Below are 17,688 nucleotides of genomic sequence, written 5' to 3' on the forward strand. Positions count from 1 at the left end.
CCCTTTGAAAAGTTAATAGATACGGTTATTATTGTAATTAATGGAAACATCAATAAGCAATAATAACTTGGGGAGGCTATAAACTTGCAGCAAGAAATCTATCAATGGGGACACGCCCAACATCCCACTTTAGTTTTTTTTCACGGTCTTGGTAGTACAGGTCTAGCATTTGGCGAACTAGCAAATTATTTACCAGCACATCATATCGTATCATTTGATTTACCTGGACATGGGTATGCATCAGCCTTGACAGAAGAAGCGGCTTATCTCCCATCAAATGTCATAGCATTAATCGAAAAGATGCTAACACAAAAGTTAGGTAATAAAAAATTTTATCTTATCGGACATTCTTTAGGTGCAGATTTAGCTTTACATTACGCAGCTACTTTTCCAAAGCAAATAGCTGGTCTTATTTTATTAGATGGTGGCTATTTAAGTTCACAAGATATGGGGATGACAGTAGAAATGGAGTTGCAGAACATTGAAAGTTTCTGTAACGATGTTAGATTCTCCTCTTGGGATGAATTTTTTCAATCGGAAAAAGAGGAGCTTTCGCGCTGGTCTACTGAACTGGAAGCTGCTTCGCGTGCACAAGTAAAAGCATTGGATGGCGAAATTAGACTAGCTCTTTCCACGTTTACAGCACAATCGCTAATTAAAGGGCTTGATGCTGAACCCATTCGTCACAAACTTCAGCATGTGAAGTGTCCAACTTTATTGGTAAGTGCTACAAAACCTATTGAACTGGAACAAATAAGAAATAAAAGTATAGCGGATTTCCAAGCAAAAGTAAGCAATGTTCAGGTAGAGCCTGTCCCGAATGCAGGGCATGATATTTTCCGCGATGCACCTGAGCAGGTAGCAGAAAAAATAACTGCATGGCTTGCTAATAATAATGGCTAAAGAATAATCGAAGCTGTACATTTAAAATAGGGGTTTAAATTACATGAAAAGGTTACGAACAGAACGAGATTTAATAACGTTGATTGAATCTGATACGTGGATGATGGAAATTTTGCGCTGTGTGGAACAACAACAGTTACCCGACAGTTGGGTTTGTGCTGGCTTTATTCGTTCCAAGGTGTGGGATTATTTACATGACTATCAAGACAGAACGCCCTTAGCGGATATTGATGTTATTTATTTTGATAAGCAGCTAATTTCAGAAGAACAAGAGAAGCAATATGAACAGCGTTTATTGGAACTTTTACCAAAAGAACCGTGGTCTGTGAAAAATCAGGCGAGAATGCATATCGTAAACGCTAGTGAACCTTATCAATCTTCCGTTGATGGCATGGCACATTTTCCGGAAATCCCAACAGCGATTGGTGTAAGGCTTACAAAAGGTGTACTGGAATTGGCTGCACCTTATGGCATACAGCATTTACTGTCGGGTATTGTGACACCGACCCCTTTTTTTTATAAACATACACATTTACATGAGATTTATCAAAAGAGAATTTATAATAAACAGTGGCAATCTAACTGGCCAAAACTATTTATAACGACACGATAGGCTAAAGGGGCGAAAAGAGATTGCAACAAGAAAAAAAGCAAATACTTATGCATTATGAAAAATCTATATTGTGGTTAGAGCACCTGTTAGATGTTACGGAGCAACAGTGGCGCATGCCAATCCAGCAAGGGAAGTGGACAGTAGCAGAGGTTATTGGACATCTAATTCCTTGGGATCAATTTGTATTAAACGAACGTTTGCCCTTTTTATTTTCAAGAAATCAGCTACCAAAGGGGCCAAATGTAGAACAGATGAATGCTCAAGCTGCAAGTAGTAGCCGCTTACAAAGCAAAGCGCAAATAGTGCAGACATTGTTGAAGTGTCGGCGTTTACTGTTACAAGCGCTTCACGATTTACCGGATCAACAGTGGCAACAAAGTTTTAAGATTGGTTGCTCTGAACTTACACTTTACAGCTATTTTGCTGGATTGGTAGAACATGATCAGCATCATTTTTTACAAGTACAAAGTGTGCTAGGTGAAAAGCAATGGATATAAATATAAATCAAATCATTGATTATTATGCACAAGCAACTGTCAATTTTGTTGATATTTTCACAAATACAATGAAACCAGGACGAAAGGATACAGGACGTACTACTGCGCCTGGGAAATGTGGTTTAGTTTTCCCATTAGCTGGAAGTGCGTCTTTTAGTTTTAATGGGACACCTTATGCGATGGTGCCTGGAATGGTTGTCCATGCAGGACCACAAATGCCAATTGAAATTCAAGCGACTGGCGATAAGATATGGGAGTACGCAGTGGTTCATTATATACCATCAAAAGACATGGTGCCTTTCGCATTAGCCAATCAGCATTTTGCCATTCATACTGGAGATTATTCAAATATTATTAATCTTGTACAACAGTTAAAAGAAAGCTATGCCATGCCAGGGAGTATGGCGATTTTGAAATCTAAGGCAATATTTATGAATTTAGTGGAAGCTATCTTAATTTCAGCAAAGATGAAGATTCTTGACTCGGCAAATGAAATGATGGAACAAGTCGTTCAATACATACACGAGTACTATGCGAGACCACTATCGGTATCCAATATTGCGCAAGCATTCGGTGTCGAGCGTCGAAGATTAGCTTATCTTTTTGAACAACATACGGGCATGAATCCAAGTAGCTATTTAACAGAATATCGCATACGGCGGGCAAAAGACTTGCTAAGATATTGCAATTTTACGGTGGCAGAAATTGCTGAATGTGTAGGCTATGTTGATAGCTTTTATTTTAGTCGGGTATTTAAAAAAAACACAGGCATGTCTCCAACAGCATTTCGAAAATTAATGATGGAAGAAGCCAAATATGTATAAAGCAGACGAGGGAAACCGCCAATAAAAGCACATGAATCGCCAGTACACCTGCGCGCAACAAAAGTGTTAGATTGATTGCAGGAACTGACCCCAATAGGTATAGACAAATAAAAAAAGCATCTTCGATTGAAATTCGGGTATAGATACTTAAATTTCAATTTGGAGGTGTTTTTTCTATGGGAACAAGAGTGAGTTATCCCTATGAAGTAAAAATGAAAGCGATTAAGATGCGATTAGCGGGTGTACCTGTCAAACAGATTCTATTGGAATTAAATATACGCCATAAAACACAGGTCGAAACATGGGTGCGTTGGTATAGAAATGGTGAAGTCAATCGTTTGAAACAACCTGTAGGCAAACAATATATCTTTAATAAGGGTCCTGAACCGGACAATGAACAAACGAAATTAGCATTGGAAAACCGTTATTTAAAGCAACAAATTGAGGTGCTAAAAAAGTACGCAGAGTTGGAGAGGAAGTGGTTGGAGAAGTAGCAGTACAGTTAGTTGCGTCACTAAGAAGCATGATGTCTGTAAAGGACATTTGTAAACACTTTGGGATTGCACGATCTACCTACTATCGTTGGAAACAGGCATCAACCGATGCAAGGTCTCGTCAAGCAATAGAGAGACGTATCGGTGAACTCTGTCGAGCAAATAAATTTCGCTATGGCTACAGAAAAATTACAGCACTCTTACGTCAAGAAATGTGCGTCAATCATAAAGTGGTTCAACGTATCATGCAAAAATATGGTTGGCAATGTCGCGTGAAAGTGAAAAAACGGAAACGAACAGGACAACCTTATGCAATCGCAGCAAATTTATTAAATCGCGATTTTGAAGCCACCGCACCGTTACAGAAGCTCGTAACTGATATTACTTACTTGCCATTTGGTCAAAAACAGTTGTATCTTTCAAGTATTCAAGATTTATATAATGGTGAAATTATTGCCTATTCGATTGGAGACTGCCAAGATACTGATTTTGTGCTGGATACATTAGCTCAACTTCATCATTTGCCCGAAGGGTGTACGTTGCACAGTGACCAAGGGGCGGTATACACATCGTATGATTATCAACAGGCCGTAAAAGCAAAAGGCATTACCATGAGCATGTCCCGTAAAGGTACGCCCGCTGATAATGCCCCAATCGAATCGTTTCATTCTGTGTTAAAGTCTGAAACATTCTACTTAGACAATTTGAACAGTACTACGACGGCCATCGTAGAACAAACTGTCAAAGACTATATAAACTATTATAACAATAACCGAATTCAAACGAAACTAAACAACCAGTCGCCGGTTCAATACCGACAACTGGTTGGGTAATGCTTTTTTGATTACTGTCTTATATATCGGGGTCAGTCCCGCAGTCAATCTAACACTTTTTCTTTTTTTGTGCAGGCTTTTTGATAATTATTTTCGGCAAAAGTCCATATAGAAAACGAAATTGTCCATTCACAACTATTTTTCTCTTTGGTAGGATAGAACACGTAAATGATAATGACTATCAATTAATTAGTGGATTGCTATTGACTTATTAATGAAAATGATTATCATTATCGTTGATAGATGACCATGATGAGGAGAGATTTAATGTGAATAAATATATCAAAATGTGTGCGCCTGCACTTTTAGCACTATCCCTTGCTGCTTGTAATACCGATAAAGCGGCAGAGTCTACAGCAGTAAAAAATGAAGCGGTTACAAGTTCTACAGAAACACAAACAGAACAAGCAACAACACAGAACATTACATATTTAGGCGAAACGTATGAACTACCAGCAAAGGTAGAAAATATTGTAGCGGCAAGTTTAGAGTCTATGGAAGATGCTGCAATGCTGGGTATTAAACCAGTGGGTGTACTCGATATTGGTGGCAAAATTCCATCCTATCTTACAAAGGAATTAGCAGGAGCCCAACTTGTAGGCAATAAAATGGAGCCAAATGCAGAGGCCATTTTAGCACTGGATCCTGACGTTATTATTGGGACATCCAAGTTCCCAGAAGAAACGGCGGAAAAGCTCAATAAAATTCAAACAATGATTCCTTACTCGCATATTTCAACAAATTGGAAGGAAAACTTAACATTGCTCGCACAGCTTACTGGGAAAGAAGAGGATGCTAAAAAAATCATTGCAGACTATGAAACGAAGGTTGCCGATGCTCAAATGAAATCAAAAGAGCAACTAGCAGACAAACAGGTGTTAATTGTTCGTTTGCGTGGTGGCGTTATGTATATCTATCCTGCGGGTGTTTACTTAAATCCTGTGCTTTATGAAGACTTAGGGGCACCAGTTCCTGAAATCGTAACAACGACGAAGGCACAAGCGGAACTTTCACTTGAAACGTTAGCGGATATCAACCCGGATGCAATTTTCCTGCAATTTGAGGAATCTGAAAATACAGATGCTCCGAAAGCATTAGAAGATCTGCAAAAAAACCCAATCTTTGCAAGCCTAAAGGCAACTAAAAATGAACAAATTTTTGTTAATGCCATTGAGCCTCTAGCTCAAGGTGGTACTGCTTGGTCTAAAGTGAAATTCCTAGATGTTGCAACGGAGAAATTACTTAAATAGATGAAATAGGCTGGTAGTAGAATTGGTGGAATCACCGGGCTATTACCAGCCTTTTCATAAGATAACGAATAAATAGAAAAAGGTGTCGCAGTTGAAAAAAACAAACATAGTATCATTTTCTATATTGGTAGCTTCACCTTTCCTCATTGTGATTGTGGCTTTAATGTCTATTATGTACGGGACAAAGGATATTAGTGCCTTAACAGTGTGGCAAGCCATAACAGTATTTGATCCTGCAAATATTGACCACCAAATTATAAGGACTAGCCGTATGCCTAGAATGTGCGCCGTATTGCTAGTAGGTGCGTTTTTAGCAGTAGCGGGTGCAGTTATGCAAGGTATTACTCGAAACTATTTAGCATCGCCATCCTTAATGGGCGTTAACGATGGTTCAGCCTTTGTTATTACATTAGCCATTGTATTCTTTCCTGGACTCCCAAACTATCAAATGATATTGCTATCGATGCTCGGCTCAGCATTAGGTGCTGGCATTGTTTTCGGCTTCGGTTCCCTTATTCGAGATGGGCTATCGCCAGTTCGATTAGCCATTATAGGGACGGTTATAGGGACATTTTTAAGTAGTATAGCGACAGCAATTGCAATGTATTTCCAAGTATCACAAACGGTTAGCGCTTGGTATAACACAAAGGTACATATGGTCGACAATAGTATGCTCTTACTATCCATTCCTTTTGGCTTAATTGGTCTAATGCTGGCGTTATTTTCGGCAAGGGCCATTACAATCACCGCATTAGGTGATGATATTGCTATAGGTCTCGGACAAAAAACAAAAGCAGTAAAAATGGTTAGTATGCTCGCCGTCGTATGTTTAACAGGAACTGCGGTTGCACTTGTAGGAAAAATTGCTTTTGTAGGGCTTGTTATTCCACACATTACACGTTTTCTTGTTGGCGTGGATTACCGTTTTATTATCCCATGTGCAGCACTAATAGGTGCATTCTTCTTAGCGCTTTGCGATGTGCTCAGTCGTTTCGTTAATTATCCATTCGAAACGCCCATTGGTGTATTAACTGCACTGGTCGGTGTTCCATTCTTCTTATATTTAGTTCGTAAGCACGGAGGTGAAAAGCGTGCATAGTAGAGCTTCCCATGTAGTCATTACGGTCATCACTATACTTCTTTTATTAATTTTAGGGGCAAGCTATCTCCATTTGACAAATGGTGTTTTTGATATGTCCGTAATGGATGTACTAAAAACACTCTTGCGAATTGAACCCAACCCGAAATTTGATCTTGTTATTTTTGAATTTCGTCTCCCACGAATAGTCATCGCGGCACTTGTTGGGGTAGGGCTAGGAATGGCGGGTGTCGTGTTACAGGGTATTACACGCAATGGCTTAGCAGACCCTGGAATTTTAGGCATTAATGCTGGCGCGGGTGCAGCAGTTGTTATTTTTATGTTTTTCTTTCAGTTACGTGTGGTCACAGCGGATATCAGTAGCTGGTTATCCATTTTAATGATGCCGATTTTTGGTTTTGTTGGTGGTACGATGGCCGCGGCTTTAATTTTCTCCTTTGCGATGAAAAATGGTCATTTAGATATGCAACGTTTGATTTTAACAGGGATTGCTATTAATAGTGGTTTTGGCGCGTTATCGCTGTTTCTATCATTAAAAATGAATGCACAAGATTATGAGTCCGCTGCCGTTTGGATGGCTGGTTCTATCTACAATGCCAATTGGATTTTTGTCGTGTCGATGTTGCCATGGCTCCTATTGTTAGGTTTTTATGTTTATCGAAAATCGTATTTACTCGATTATTTTCAATTGGAAGAAGACAGTATTACGAGCTTAGGCATAGCGCTGGAAAAGGAAAAAATGAAGTTATTATTGGCGAGTGTCGGCTTAGTGAGTGCCTGTGTATCCGTTTCGGGGAGTATTGGCTTTATAGGCTTAATGGCGCCACATATTGCAAAACAGCTTGTCGGTATTCAACATCGTTATGTTATGCCGGTAAGTGCGCTTATAGGGGCTTGTTTACTAGTGCTAGCAGACTTTATTGGTAAGACGGTGTTTGCACCTTCAGAGTTGGCTGTAGGCATTGTTGTGTCCATTATTGGTATACCTTACTTTTTGTATTTGTTAGTAAAGTCAAAAGCTTAGGGGGAAATCGTGTGCAAACTGCATTTAGAATGGAAAATTTATCTTCAGGTTATGAGCATGTCCGTGTATTTGAAGGGTTGAATTTAACGATAGAAGAGGGCAAAGTGACAACGATAATAGGACCAAATGGTTGTGGCAAATCAACATTATTGAAAACAATTGGGCGCATTTTAAAGAAGCAACAGGGAATCGTTTATTTGCAGGAACAAAATATGCAAAATTTATCGACCAAAGAAATTGCAAAAAAGTTAGCGATCTTATCCCAAACACCGATTGCACCAGGACAGTTAAAGGTAGAGGAGCTAATTGCATACGGTCGTTATCCACATCGTCATAATGTCAATCGTTTAACGAAGAAGGATGAAAAAATGATTGAGTGGGCCTTAACAGTTACAAATACATTGGAGTATCGCAGTCGTGAACTCGCACAACTTTCAGGAGGGCAACGACAGCGTGTCTGGTTAGCAATGGCATTGGCGCAAGAAACGAGTATTTTGTTGCTAGACGAGCCCACGACTTATTTGGATATGGCACATCAGCTAGAAGTGCTTGATATCGTAAAAAATTTAAATGAACAACATGGCTGTACGATTGTGATGGTTTTACATGATATTAACCATGCAGCGCGCTATTCAGACCATTTAATCGCTATGCGTCAAGGTGTTGTAGTGGAAACAGGTACTCCACAGGAAATTTTATGCGCGGATGTGATGCGCAAGGTATTTAATATTTCTGCGAGAATTATGGAAGATCCAGCAACAAACACCCCTGTATGTTATGGCTATGATGTGTTAAAGGAGGGAGACAAATGATTGTTGGACAAGTAGACAGTGTATCTGATTTTTTTTGCTATGAAATGACGTCGATGTTTACAGATTATACGTATTCGATAAATGTTTATGTCCCTCAAGGGCAAGCACCTAAAGAAGGCTTTCCTATAATCTATGTATTAGATGGTTCGTCCTATTTCCAGTACGTGAAGGAAGCCATCCGTCTACAAAGTCGTAACGCACCTAAAACGGGAGTATTACCTGCCATTGTTGTCGGTATCGGTCATCTAGCTGATATGCATGAACGCCGTTTCTACGACTTTACAGCACCTGCAAAAACGTATAGTTATCCTGCCAGATTTAAAGGCAAAGGTTATCATCAGCATGGAGGGGCAGAAAACTTTAGTCGCTTTTTACAGGAGGAATTAAAGCCACGACTTTCTGCACAATTTCATGTAAATGAACAGCAACAAACATTATTTGGTCATTCGTTAGCAGGTTATTTCGCACTATGGCAATTATTAAATAATAGAGGTAGTTACCAACATTATATCGCTATTAGCCCCTCAATCTGGTGGAATGAACATGAGTTGTTTGCTAGAGTAAAGGCTTTTATGGAAGCGCATCAACATGTGAAGGAAACCATATTTATTGGCGTAGGAGAACTGGAAACGTTTATGGTAGAAGATGCGCGACAAATAGCGGATCAGTTAGAGAAAGTAATGGACATAGTCTTTTATGAGGCATTAAGCGAAAACCATGCATCTGTAGTCCCTACTGTTATGAGTAGAGCTATACGTTTTGTGCATAAAAATTAAATTTGCAACCGCATTATCTTAGGTAATGCGGTTTACTTTTGGATAAAAATACAATAATATGTATTTAAAATCAAAAAAGGTGTGATAAAAGTGGGCGTTATTTTAGCAGATAGTCAACATGCACACGTAGTGCATAAAGTCATGATGCAAGCTTTTAAAGAATATGAACATGCAACACCGCCGTCTAGCGCATTAAGCGAAACAGTGAGCTCAATTGAACTGGCACTACAAAATGGCGAGCAAGCTTTTATTAGTTATATGGAAAATGAACCAGTCGCGATGGTTCGATTTACATTGAATGATGAGGGGATATATTTCTTCCGATTATCTGTAGTTCCGGAAAAGCAAGGTCAAGGTTTGGCCAAGATGTTAATAGCTGAAGTTGAAAATTATGCGCGTGCTCAAGGCAAAAGTGTAAGCGAATGTAAAGTCCGTATGAGTGTACCACGTAATATTGCATTGTATCGTGCATTGGGATATGTTATTACGAAAGAAACGATGGCAGAAAATCTTAACGGTATTTCGCTTCCTGTTGTAACAATGGAGAAGACACTGTAGGGGGGCATGTATTTGAAAAAAAGAATAGGCTGTTTGCATGCACATCATTCAAATATAGACTACATAGAGCAAGCATTTAATGGTTTTCAAGAGATAGAGCTAGTGCACTTTGTTGACCCGGGACTCATTCAGCATGTGACAAAGGGTACTGATCATTTGTCCTTAAAGGTAAAAGAGCAATTGGAGTGGATAGCAAGCTGTAATATCGATGTCATTTTGATTACATGTACAAATTACATTGCATTGTTAAAAGAAGAGCAACTGTTATTATCTATACCGATTATAAAAATGGATGAACCTTTTTTTCAAATGATATGTGAAGAGACACAGCCCCAATTTATTCTTTTTACAAACCCTGCAACGGTAGATGGAACGATGGAGAGACTTTACCAATATGCGAAGCGCCATAAGAAGGCCATCAATGTGCAGGTGAAGGTACTAGACAATACATTTGACCTCATTATGCAAGGGAATAAGGCAGCGTATAACAATGCAATTATCCAATATTTCCGGGAAATAATGAATGATGGGCTGCGGATTGCTGTTGCACAGCTTTCGATGGTTGAGGCCGCACAACAATTTGAAGAGGAGTTCGGTGTAGCCATTACACACCCATTGCTATCGTTAGTGGAATTTTGGAGACTCGTTGATACAAAATGTGCAAATCCCGATAAAAAATAAAATGAAAATGAAATGAAACTTTTAAATTGGTAGTATAATGAATTTAGAAATAGAAACGGGGGCGAGCTAAATGAACGATTTACGCTATCCAATTGGACAATTTCGATTTCCAGAAGTAGTGACCGCACAGCATGTACAGAAATGGATTGATGATGTCCGTCTATTGCCGAGGCAATTAGCGGAAGCATTAAGTGGAGCAAGTGAACAATCATTAGCAAAATCCTATCGAGAGAACGGTTGGACAGTCACGCAATTAGTCCATCATCTAGCGGATAGTCATATGAATAGTTTTATTCGCTTTAAGTTAGCTTTAACTGAAGATACACCGACAATTAAGCCCTATAACGAAGAACATTGGGCAATGCTCCCTGATTCAGATATGCCAGTTGCGACTTCCTACAAGTTGCTAGAAAGTTTACACGAACGTTGGGTCTATTTGCTGACAAGTTTAACCGATGAGCAATTACAAAGTGCATTTCACCATCCAGACAACGGGGTCATGACGCTTGAAAAAGCACTCGCTCTGTATGCATGGCATGGAAAGCATCATCTTGCGCATATACACAATGCTCTTGCAAAATAGATAAAATAGGCGACTTTTTCTCACGTTTGAGAGAAAGTCGCCTCTTAATTTTTTTGTTAATGCATGCTACTAAACATGTATCAAATTATACAATTGTTATACCTGCACTTGCAGTACCAGTTAATACTTGTGCAACAGCTACACCAGTTGTAGTGATTGAGTACACCATTATTAGTTTGTCACCAGCAGAAACTGCTACCGGTGCAAAACTGCCTGAACCAAACGCTGTAGCACCTAATGCTATTGCTCCTGTAAATGCTGGAGCTAAGTTAACTGTAGCATCTGTAGCAGTATAAGTCGTACTTCCAGCAGGTGCACGATAGATTGTCGCAGTAACTGTAGTAGAGCCCACTAGAGCAATGGCAACTGTAGCAGAGAATGATGCAGATAAACCTGTAATACTACCAGCACGTGGTACTGTAAATGCTTCTGTTACAACGCCTGATAAGTCAAGCGTGTTACCTACAAGCGTTACACCAGGAACTGCAGTACCGAATCCGATAAGGGATGGTGTAGCGATTAGCCCAGTAACTAAAGAAGTTAACACAACAGGTGTAACCCCAGAAGAGAATGGAATAATGGAACCGCCTGTAGCTGGTTGTGATGGTGTGATACATGCAGCATCAACCGCTAAAAATGGACCTAATGCATGACATTCCATACCTCTAGATGAGCAACCACATCCGCTATTAGACATAGGATCATTTAAGAACATATTTACACCTCCTTTCTTCATTATTCTATTCATAGAGGAATAGAGTAAAAGGGCTATTAACTACATACATAAAGCTATTTTTATCTTCATTAAAAACTAAAGAAAGGTTATATGGCGTAACATGATAGTCTATCGTCTATTTGATAAATGTCACAGCTAAAAATACGCAACCATCAATGTAAATGAGGGGAATGTGGACATGAAAAAGTCCAATAGGTATTGTGAATACTTATTGGACCGTTTCATATAGGAATTGTAATGGCTATTTTCATGGTATTGAATGGTTTTTCCTCCGAGGCGTTCAAACTAATTACGTCTACGAAATAGATTGAAAAATAAAGAATTTTTTTCTTTTTTCTGGTCTACTTCTATTACTTCTTCTATTGCTTCTTCTACCATTACCTTTTCAACAATTTCTAGTTGGTTGCTAGCTTCTTCATTCGTTGCTATAAGCGGCGTATGTTCTTCTATAACTAAATCATGGTTGTCGAATGTTTCAGCTTCCGTAGCAGGAGGCATAGTTGGAGTATCTACCGTTGCCTGAACTAATGACGAAGATTCTGTTAGCACCAAGTCATTAGCTATGGGTGCTGTTAAACTATTCGTTTCCAAGATGCTTACAGGGACTCCCTGTGTATCTGCTGCATTTTTAAAGTGAAAAGTCGATTCTGCTGTAGTGTTTCGATATAAACCGTTGTAAATATGACTTGGATGGGTATTAATTGATTGAAAATAATGTTGGTTAAAATGACGTTCTTCATGTTTTTTATCGGAATTAGGATTAGGTGGAAGATGCATGCCGGTGTTTATATTTGTTGCTTTGCCAGCCAAACTTTGAAGAAATTGATAAGTTGGTTCGGTCGTAGTTAATGATGGTTGTACAGCTGTTTGAGCTATTTCTTCTAAAAGCTTTTTTGTAGGGTTGGCAATATTTTTTAACGAGTTTTCATCAATATTCGTAAAATGAGTATCTGTTGGCGGTGATGCTCCATTGTTATCAACCGTTATTATTTTATTTAATACGGCTAAAATTTCCTGATTCATTTCTTCTATTGTTTGATTAAGGGATTGTATTTGAATCGAAAGCTGCTTTACTTGTTCCTCGTATTCTTTAATTTGTAAGCTTTGCTTATCATCAATTGTTTCAGTTAAGCCCTCTATATGAGCGATTTGCGTTTTCAGCTCCTCAAACTCATTCTTCACAAATAGATAATCTTCAATTGATGTACCCGCTTTTAAAGTAGTTAACGTCTCTCTATAGGAATCAATTTTTTCTTTCAATTTTTCAATGTCTTGAGTGGAGTACAACTTCGAATCTTCCATTGCATTTCACCCCTTTCAGTCCATTAGTATTTTATTAAAAAACTCTACTTTCTGTTACAAAACCATGTAAACAGCCGAGAAGAAAGCAACGGTTCTATTCACTACACGACAACACCTCTCTTGAATAAATATCCTGTAAATTATTTGTTAGCCCATGCACTTAACGCTAAAAAACATATGCTACAAACGAAAGATAAAAAACTTATGGAGGTGTCAAAAGGATGCAAGATAATATGCCATCCCAGGCGCGCGAACTAATTTGTATAAATGTCGATAAGGTATATGACTGGATTGTAAAGGAAATGTCATTTGATATTTCGCCAACAGGTGCCATTACTTTCCCTGGTATAACACCAACGACAGTTTTAACAGGTGCAACTGTTACGTGTAGAGTAATCCCGGCTGCGACAAACCCAATCGTGATTCTTAATCGTGAGAATCGCCAATTCTCTATTGATGGATCAACAGTTTGTCTGCAACACTTGAATATTCAAAAGAACTTCATTCTTACAATTGTAGTTACTTTACCAAATGGTACTGTGTTTACAAGCAGTGAGATTCCGGTATCACGTTGTGAACAAGTTACATTATGTGCACCTAAAGGAACAGATGTTGAAATTCTTTATACAGATTTAGATTGCTTCGTGTGCACAACAGGTACGCTTACTGCTGGTACTGGAACAATTACATTTTCTGCGTTAACAATTACAGTAGCAGTATGTCAAAGTATTCAATCTACGTTCCCAGTTACTGTAGAGTTCTTAGCAAACTACTGCGAACCAAGAGCAGATTTACCATTCTCATGCCCAACTGCGGTTCGTCCAAAACAATGTTCCGTTATTTTCCCAACAATGGGGTAATGGTGCTAACACATAAGAAGTTGTCATAACATAAAGAGAGGATTATCCTCTCTTTTTTATTTTGGTTACTTATTATATAGGCAAGGGGGCCCTAATTATGAGTATTCATCATGAGTCTGTGCAAGAAAAAATAAGGATGCTGAAAGAACAAACAACATTATATGTCGATGAAATGAAAAGACTGGTGAAAGAGCTCGACCAGAAAAAGGAAGTAAGTAGCGTTAGTTATTTCACAACGTCACTTAATATTTCATATGATGCTGATCAAGAAAGCCTATGTCTTGGCTCTTATCATATTCGCAATATCGGTAATCAACCACTAACAAATCCGTATATTTGTATAAAGCTGCCTGATGATTCTCCTTTTTCATTTTCAGGAAGGTATGTTTATGAGCATTTTAATCAAAATTTAAAAGTTTCCGGTAGCTGGGAACGAATACATGATACTTCTAACAAAACAGAATTTTGGCTTAAACCAATAGGGAAACAAACAATTGAGCCAAATGAGACGATTTCATTTACTAATTTCCAAATTAAATGGTCCCATCATTTATCTTATGCAGGTACAATAACGGGATTTACATATTGTGATGAGCTACAAGACGGTGTCCTAGTAATAAATCCTATTAATCTTAATGGAATGAGCAGTGTAAAGGAGGGGCAAGATGAGTGAATTAGAGGAACAAAAATTAGAGGTAGGGCTTGAGCAAATCGTACGTCAATATATGAAGGATCGGCTGATAAATGTCTCAGACTTTAAACAGGAGGAAGATAATAGTTTTGCTTTTCTAGAAAAAAACACGTTGCAACTATTGCTTGCCTCCTTGCTATCCGGAGACAAGAGAGTACTAGTAGAGAATGGCAATGGGCAATTTGAATTGAGTATTGTAAAGCAGCTAGATGAAATGATTGAGGAAACGAAAGTGCAGTTTGAGGAAGTAATAGAACTTTTGAAAAAGCTATCGTGATAGGAGGTACTAACGTGGATAATCAAAGCGTTAAAAATAACGATCCTATACAGCTACAGCAAATGATTATTTTTTTAAGAGCAGAGCTTGCGAAATATAAAAATGAAATAAATCGACTTAGAGATAGCGATTATTATTCACTCGTACTAAGACTAGAGCGAGAAAATGTCCGACTGACAAGACAAAATAAAGAACTTTCAATGGATCGTATGAAGTTAAAGAGAACGTTTGAAAGGGAGTCAAAGACCTATGAAGAAGATAGACAAAAAAGAGAGAGTCAACGACAAAAACATATTGCCTCGATAGACCTACTGTTAAAAGAAATAGAGCGCTTACGTACAGAAAATAAACAGTTACAGTATACAAGGAAGCAGACCCATCAGGATATAGCAGTAGATGATAAGCGTGCTATAGAGAATCTCGAAATACAGTTAAGTACATTTACGAAAGAACTCAATGCAAAAGTGAATTCGATAATGGATACTTTACAGCAAGATGACACAACTAATGTCTATGATTATTTAGTTAAAGAACTAGCAGAGAGAAACGATGAAATCCATAGATTGTCCATAGAGTTAATGGAAATAAAAAATAAAAAAACAAGTGCGGAAGCCGTATCGAATGAAAAAACCCTATCCGAGTTAAACGCTAAGATTGAAAAAATAATAGCTCAATCGATTGATTTTGAAGAGCAACTAGAAAAGAAAGTACGTATACTGGATGACTTAGAGCAACAATTAAACCAGCTCGTTATAGAAATCAATGCCAATCAATCGATGTAAAATAAGTGCTGGCATCATTTAAGCGGTATGTGGAATCAGGATGGATGTATCCTCTTATGTAAAATCAAAAAATATAGGGGCTCACTAGTAGTTGATTATGGAGGACATAGAAGTGCTACTCAAAATACTCAAATGGAAGCCGCAACTAACGTGAATCAGCGAGTTGCGGCTTATTGTGTGCCTGCGTACGAACATCATGGCACAGCCTGAAGCTATTTTTTCTATAAATGTTACGCAAAATTAAGCGCTGTTATTATTTTGTTTCTCGGTGTAATGTAACACGCTTCAAACGGGGTGAATATTTCTTTAATTCCAGTCTTTCAGGATTATTTCGTTTGTTTTTAGTTGTAATGTAATTTTTATCGCCTGTTTCAGTGCAGGCTAAAGTAACTTGAACACGCATATTATCGACTCCTTTTAAATCGTAATTATTACGCTTTAGATAATATGTTGTTTACATACTAATGTCAATGTTTTGCGTTACAAAAAGTTATGCATTGCATTTTTATATTTTTTATGATTAAATTACAAACTATAAATAGTAATCATTACGATTTAGAATGATGGAGGTTATAAAATGACAAATAAAATTCCAGTGACTGTATTAAGTGGTTATTTAGGTTCGGGTAAAACGACGATAATGAATCATGTGTTACAAAATGAAAAAAACATGCGTGTAGCTGTTATTGTCAATGATATGAGTGAAATTAATATTGATGCAGAGTTGATTGCAAATGGTAGCGGTATTTCTCGGACAGAGGAAAAATTCGTAGAGCTTTCCAATGGCTGTATTTGTTGCACACTACGTGAGGATTTACTACAAGAAGTAGAGCGTCTCGCAAAGTTAGGGAATATTGATTATATTTTAATTGAGTCGACAGGTATTAGTGAACCAATACCAGTTGCACAAACCTTTAGTTATTTAGACGAGGAGCTCGGTATTGATTTAACGAAGTTCTGCAAACTCGATACAATGGTAACTGTAGTCGATGCTAATCGTTTTTGGCATGATTTTCAGTCAGGTGAAAGTCTATTGGAACGTAAGGAAGCAGTTGGTGAATTAGATGAACGCGATGTAGCAGATTTATTAATTGACCAGATTGAATTCTGTGATGTTTTAGTGCTGAACAAGTGTGATCTCGTAACAGAAGAAGAGCTTGAAAGACTAGAACGTATTTTGCGAGCACTACAACCTGAGGCAAAGCTTATTCGTACCGTTAATGGGGTAATAGAGCCAAGCGAAATTTTAAATACAGGAAGATTCGATTTTGAGAGAGTATCAGAATCGGCAGGCTGGTTAAAAGAGCTAGAACTTGGTCATGAAAATCATACACCGGAGACAGAAGAGTACGGTATTGCTTCATTCACTTATAAGCGTAAAATCCCTTTCCATCCAATGCGCTTTGTAGAGTGGTGTGATAACATGCCAGAATCAATTGTCCGTGCCAAAGGTATTATTTGGAGTGCGAGGCATCAAGATGTGGCATTATTACTGTCACAAGCAGGTTCGTCTGCGAAAATTGAACCTGTTTCTTATTGGGTAGCAGCTTTACCTACAGCACAGCAACAGGATGTCTTTTTACAAAGCCCAGAGGTATTGGACGATTGGGATGAAGAATTCGGTGACCGTATGACACAGTTAGTCATTATAGGAATAGACTTAGATCAAGAAGAAATTACAAAAGAGCTTGATGCATGCCTTTTGACAACGAATGAGTTTGCGGAGCCTTGGGAACAGCTAGAGGATCCTTTTAATTGGGAGTGGAGTTAAAGAGGCTAAATAGTGGGTTGCCTGTTCAGCTTACTTTTAATGATAGGAGTTAACGAGCTATAAGGTTTAATCAAAGTGAAGGGTTGCTCGACGCCTATGGAATAGCAAGAGACTTAAGCCACCCCTGCAAAAAAGCGAGCAATCGGTCACGGCAACCAACTTCACTTTGAATGTTGCAGTGCATACCTCAGGCTAGCAGTTTCAAACTTTGAGATTGTAGTGAAGGGTTGCTCGACTCCTGCGGGAACAGCGTGAGCCTTAAGACCCCGCACGTAGCGAAGCGGAGGAGGAGGCTTAAGCCACGCCCGCAAAAAAGCGAGCA

Annotated in this window: 21 protein-coding genes; 18 read left to right on the forward strand and 3 right to left on the reverse strand. The window is 38.5% G+C overall.

The window, feature by feature from the left end; all coding sequences use genetic code 11:
- The first annotated feature begins 84 nt into the window (after positions 1 to 84).
- The 13 genes from LS41612_RS01845 (at position 85) to LS41612_RS01905 (ending at position 10,947) form a co-directional block, all read left to right on the forward strand.
- Positions 85 to 903 (forward strand): alpha/beta fold hydrolase, encoded by an 819-nt coding sequence (locus tag LS41612_RS01845; protein WP_024360819.1) that lies wholly within the window; start codon positions 85 to 87, stop codon positions 901 to 903.
- A gap of 43 nt (positions 904 to 946) precedes the next feature.
- Positions 947 to 1,516, forward strand: a complete 570-nt coding sequence (locus tag LS41612_RS01850) for a nucleotidyltransferase family protein (protein WP_024360818.1) — start codon at positions 947 to 949, stop codon at positions 1,514 to 1,516.
- A gap of 20 nt (positions 1,517 to 1,536) precedes the next feature.
- Positions 1,537 to 2,013 (forward strand): DinB family protein, encoded by a 477-nt coding sequence (locus tag LS41612_RS01855; RefSeq protein ID WP_024360817.1) that lies wholly within the window; start codon positions 1,537 to 1,539, stop codon positions 2,011 to 2,013.
- Positions 2,004 to 2,837 carry an AraC family transcriptional regulator gene (locus LS41612_RS01860; protein ID WP_231785253.1) on the forward strand — a complete coding sequence of 278 codons (834 nt, stop codon included), beginning with the start codon at positions 2,004 to 2,006 and terminating at the stop codon, positions 2,835 to 2,837. The genes LS41612_RS01855 and LS41612_RS01860 overlap by 10 nt, the downstream gene beginning before the upstream one ends.
- Before the next feature lie 176 nt (positions 2,838 to 3,013).
- Positions 3,014 to 4,164 (forward strand): IS3 family transposase gene (locus LS41612_RS01865; protein WP_105928880.1). Its coding sequence is split into 2 segments (ribosomal slippage): positions 3,014 to 3,287 and positions 3,287 to 4,164, totalling 1,152 coding nucleotides; the frame shifts between segments, so codons are not numbered across the junction.
- 269 nt (positions 4,165 to 4,433) lie between these two features.
- Positions 4,434 to 5,414: an ABC transporter substrate-binding protein gene (locus LS41612_RS01870; RefSeq protein WP_024364621.1), complete on the forward strand. Its 981-nt coding sequence runs from the start codon at positions 4,434 to 4,436 to the stop codon at positions 5,412 to 5,414.
- Positions 5,415 to 5,505: 91 nt separating this feature from the next.
- A complete protein-coding gene (locus LS41612_RS01875; RefSeq protein ID WP_024364620.1) occupies positions 5,506 to 6,513 on the forward strand; it encodes a FecCD family ABC transporter permease in 1,008 nt (335 codons plus the stop codon).
- Positions 6,514 to 6,541: 28 nt separating this feature from the next.
- Positions 6,542 to 7,537, forward strand: a complete 996-nt coding sequence (locus LS41612_RS01880; protein ID WP_080653395.1) for a FecCD family ABC transporter permease — start codon at positions 6,542 to 6,544, stop codon at positions 7,535 to 7,537.
- Between the two features lie 29 nt (positions 7,538 to 7,566).
- Positions 7,567 to 8,349: an ABC transporter ATP-binding protein gene (locus LS41612_RS01885; protein WP_029747439.1), complete on the forward strand. Its 783-nt coding sequence runs from the start codon at positions 7,567 to 7,569 to the stop codon at positions 8,347 to 8,349.
- Positions 8,346 to 9,125 carry an alpha/beta hydrolase gene (locus tag LS41612_RS01890; RefSeq protein WP_024364617.1) on the forward strand — a complete coding sequence of 260 codons (780 nt, stop codon included), beginning with the start codon at positions 8,346 to 8,348 and terminating at the stop codon, positions 9,123 to 9,125. Before LS41612_RS01885 ends, LS41612_RS01890 begins: the two co-directional genes overlap by 4 nt.
- Before the next feature lie 90 nt (positions 9,126 to 9,215).
- Positions 9,216 to 9,683, forward strand: coding sequence for a GNAT family N-acetyltransferase (locus LS41612_RS01895; protein ID WP_024364616.1), 468 nt, complete (start codon positions 9,216 to 9,218; stop codon positions 9,681 to 9,683).
- Positions 9,684 to 9,689: 6 nt separating this feature from the next.
- Positions 9,690 to 10,364 carry a hypothetical protein gene (locus LS41612_RS01900; RefSeq protein ID WP_051147785.1) on the forward strand — a complete coding sequence of 225 codons (675 nt, stop codon included), beginning with the start codon at positions 9,690 to 9,692 and terminating at the stop codon, positions 10,362 to 10,364.
- Positions 10,365 to 10,434: 70 nt separating this feature from the next.
- Positions 10,435 to 10,947, forward strand: a complete 513-nt coding sequence (locus LS41612_RS01905; protein WP_024364614.1) for a YfiT family bacillithiol transferase — start codon at positions 10,435 to 10,437, stop codon at positions 10,945 to 10,947.
- Between the two features lie 85 nt (positions 10,948 to 11,032).
- Here LS41612_RS01905 and LS41612_RS01910 read toward each other — a convergent pair whose 3' ends face one another.
- Both LS41612_RS01910 and LS41612_RS01915 read right to left on the reverse strand, forming a co-directional pair.
- Positions 11,033 to 11,662, reverse strand: coding sequence for an exosporium glycoprotein BclB-related protein (locus LS41612_RS01910; protein ID WP_024364613.1), 630 nt, complete (start codon positions 11,660 to 11,662; stop codon positions 11,033 to 11,035).
- A gap of 306 nt (positions 11,663 to 11,968) precedes the next feature.
- Positions 11,969 to 12,985, reverse strand: coding sequence for a hypothetical protein (locus LS41612_RS01915; protein ID WP_024364612.1), 1,017 nt, complete (start codon positions 12,983 to 12,985; stop codon positions 11,969 to 11,971).
- A 221-nt stretch (positions 12,986 to 13,206) separates the two neighbouring features.
- Here LS41612_RS01915 and LS41612_RS01920 point away from each other — a divergent pair, with 221 nt between their 5' ends.
- From LS41612_RS01920 to LS41612_RS01935, 4 genes are all read left to right on the forward strand, one after another.
- Positions 13,207 to 13,845, forward strand: a complete 639-nt coding sequence (locus tag LS41612_RS01920; protein ID WP_024364611.1) for a BMQ_0737 family morphogenetic spore coat protein — start codon at positions 13,207 to 13,209, stop codon at positions 13,843 to 13,845.
- Between the two features lie 97 nt (positions 13,846 to 13,942).
- On the forward strand, positions 13,943 to 14,518 hold the full coding sequence (locus LS41612_RS01925; RefSeq protein WP_024364610.1) for a hypothetical protein: 576 nt from the start codon (positions 13,943 to 13,945) through the stop codon (positions 14,516 to 14,518).
- Positions 14,511 to 14,813 carry a hypothetical protein gene (locus LS41612_RS01930; protein ID WP_024364609.1) on the forward strand — a complete coding sequence of 101 codons (303 nt, stop codon included), beginning with the start codon at positions 14,511 to 14,513 and terminating at the stop codon, positions 14,811 to 14,813. Before LS41612_RS01925 ends, LS41612_RS01930 begins: the two co-directional genes overlap by 8 nt.
- 14 nt (positions 14,814 to 14,827) lie before the next feature.
- On the forward strand, positions 14,828 to 15,595 hold the full coding sequence (locus LS41612_RS01935; RefSeq protein ID WP_024364608.1) for a V-type ATP synthase subunit I domain-containing protein: 768 nt from the start codon (positions 14,828 to 14,830) through the stop codon (positions 15,593 to 15,595).
- A gap of 253 nt (positions 15,596 to 15,848) precedes the next feature.
- Here LS41612_RS01935 and rpmG read toward each other — a convergent pair whose 3' ends face one another.
- Positions 15,849 to 15,998: a 50S ribosomal protein L33 gene (gene rpmG / locus LS41612_RS01940; protein ID WP_004231780.1), complete on the reverse strand. Its 150-nt coding sequence runs from the start codon at positions 15,996 to 15,998 to the stop codon at positions 15,849 to 15,851.
- A 174-nt stretch (positions 15,999 to 16,172) separates the two neighbouring features.
- Between rpmG and LS41612_RS01945 the strand changes: the two genes are divergently transcribed.
- Positions 16,173 to 17,366: a zinc metallochaperone ZinU gene (locus LS41612_RS01945; protein WP_024364607.1), complete on the forward strand. Its 1,194-nt coding sequence runs from the start codon at positions 16,173 to 16,175 to the stop codon at positions 17,364 to 17,366.
- Positions 17,367 to 17,688: the final 322 nt, after the last annotated feature.

It is taken from the genome of Lysinibacillus sphaericus (assembly GCF_002982115.1).
GTDB lineage: Bacteria > Bacillota > Bacilli > Bacillales_A > Planococcaceae > Lysinibacillus > Lysinibacillus sphaericus.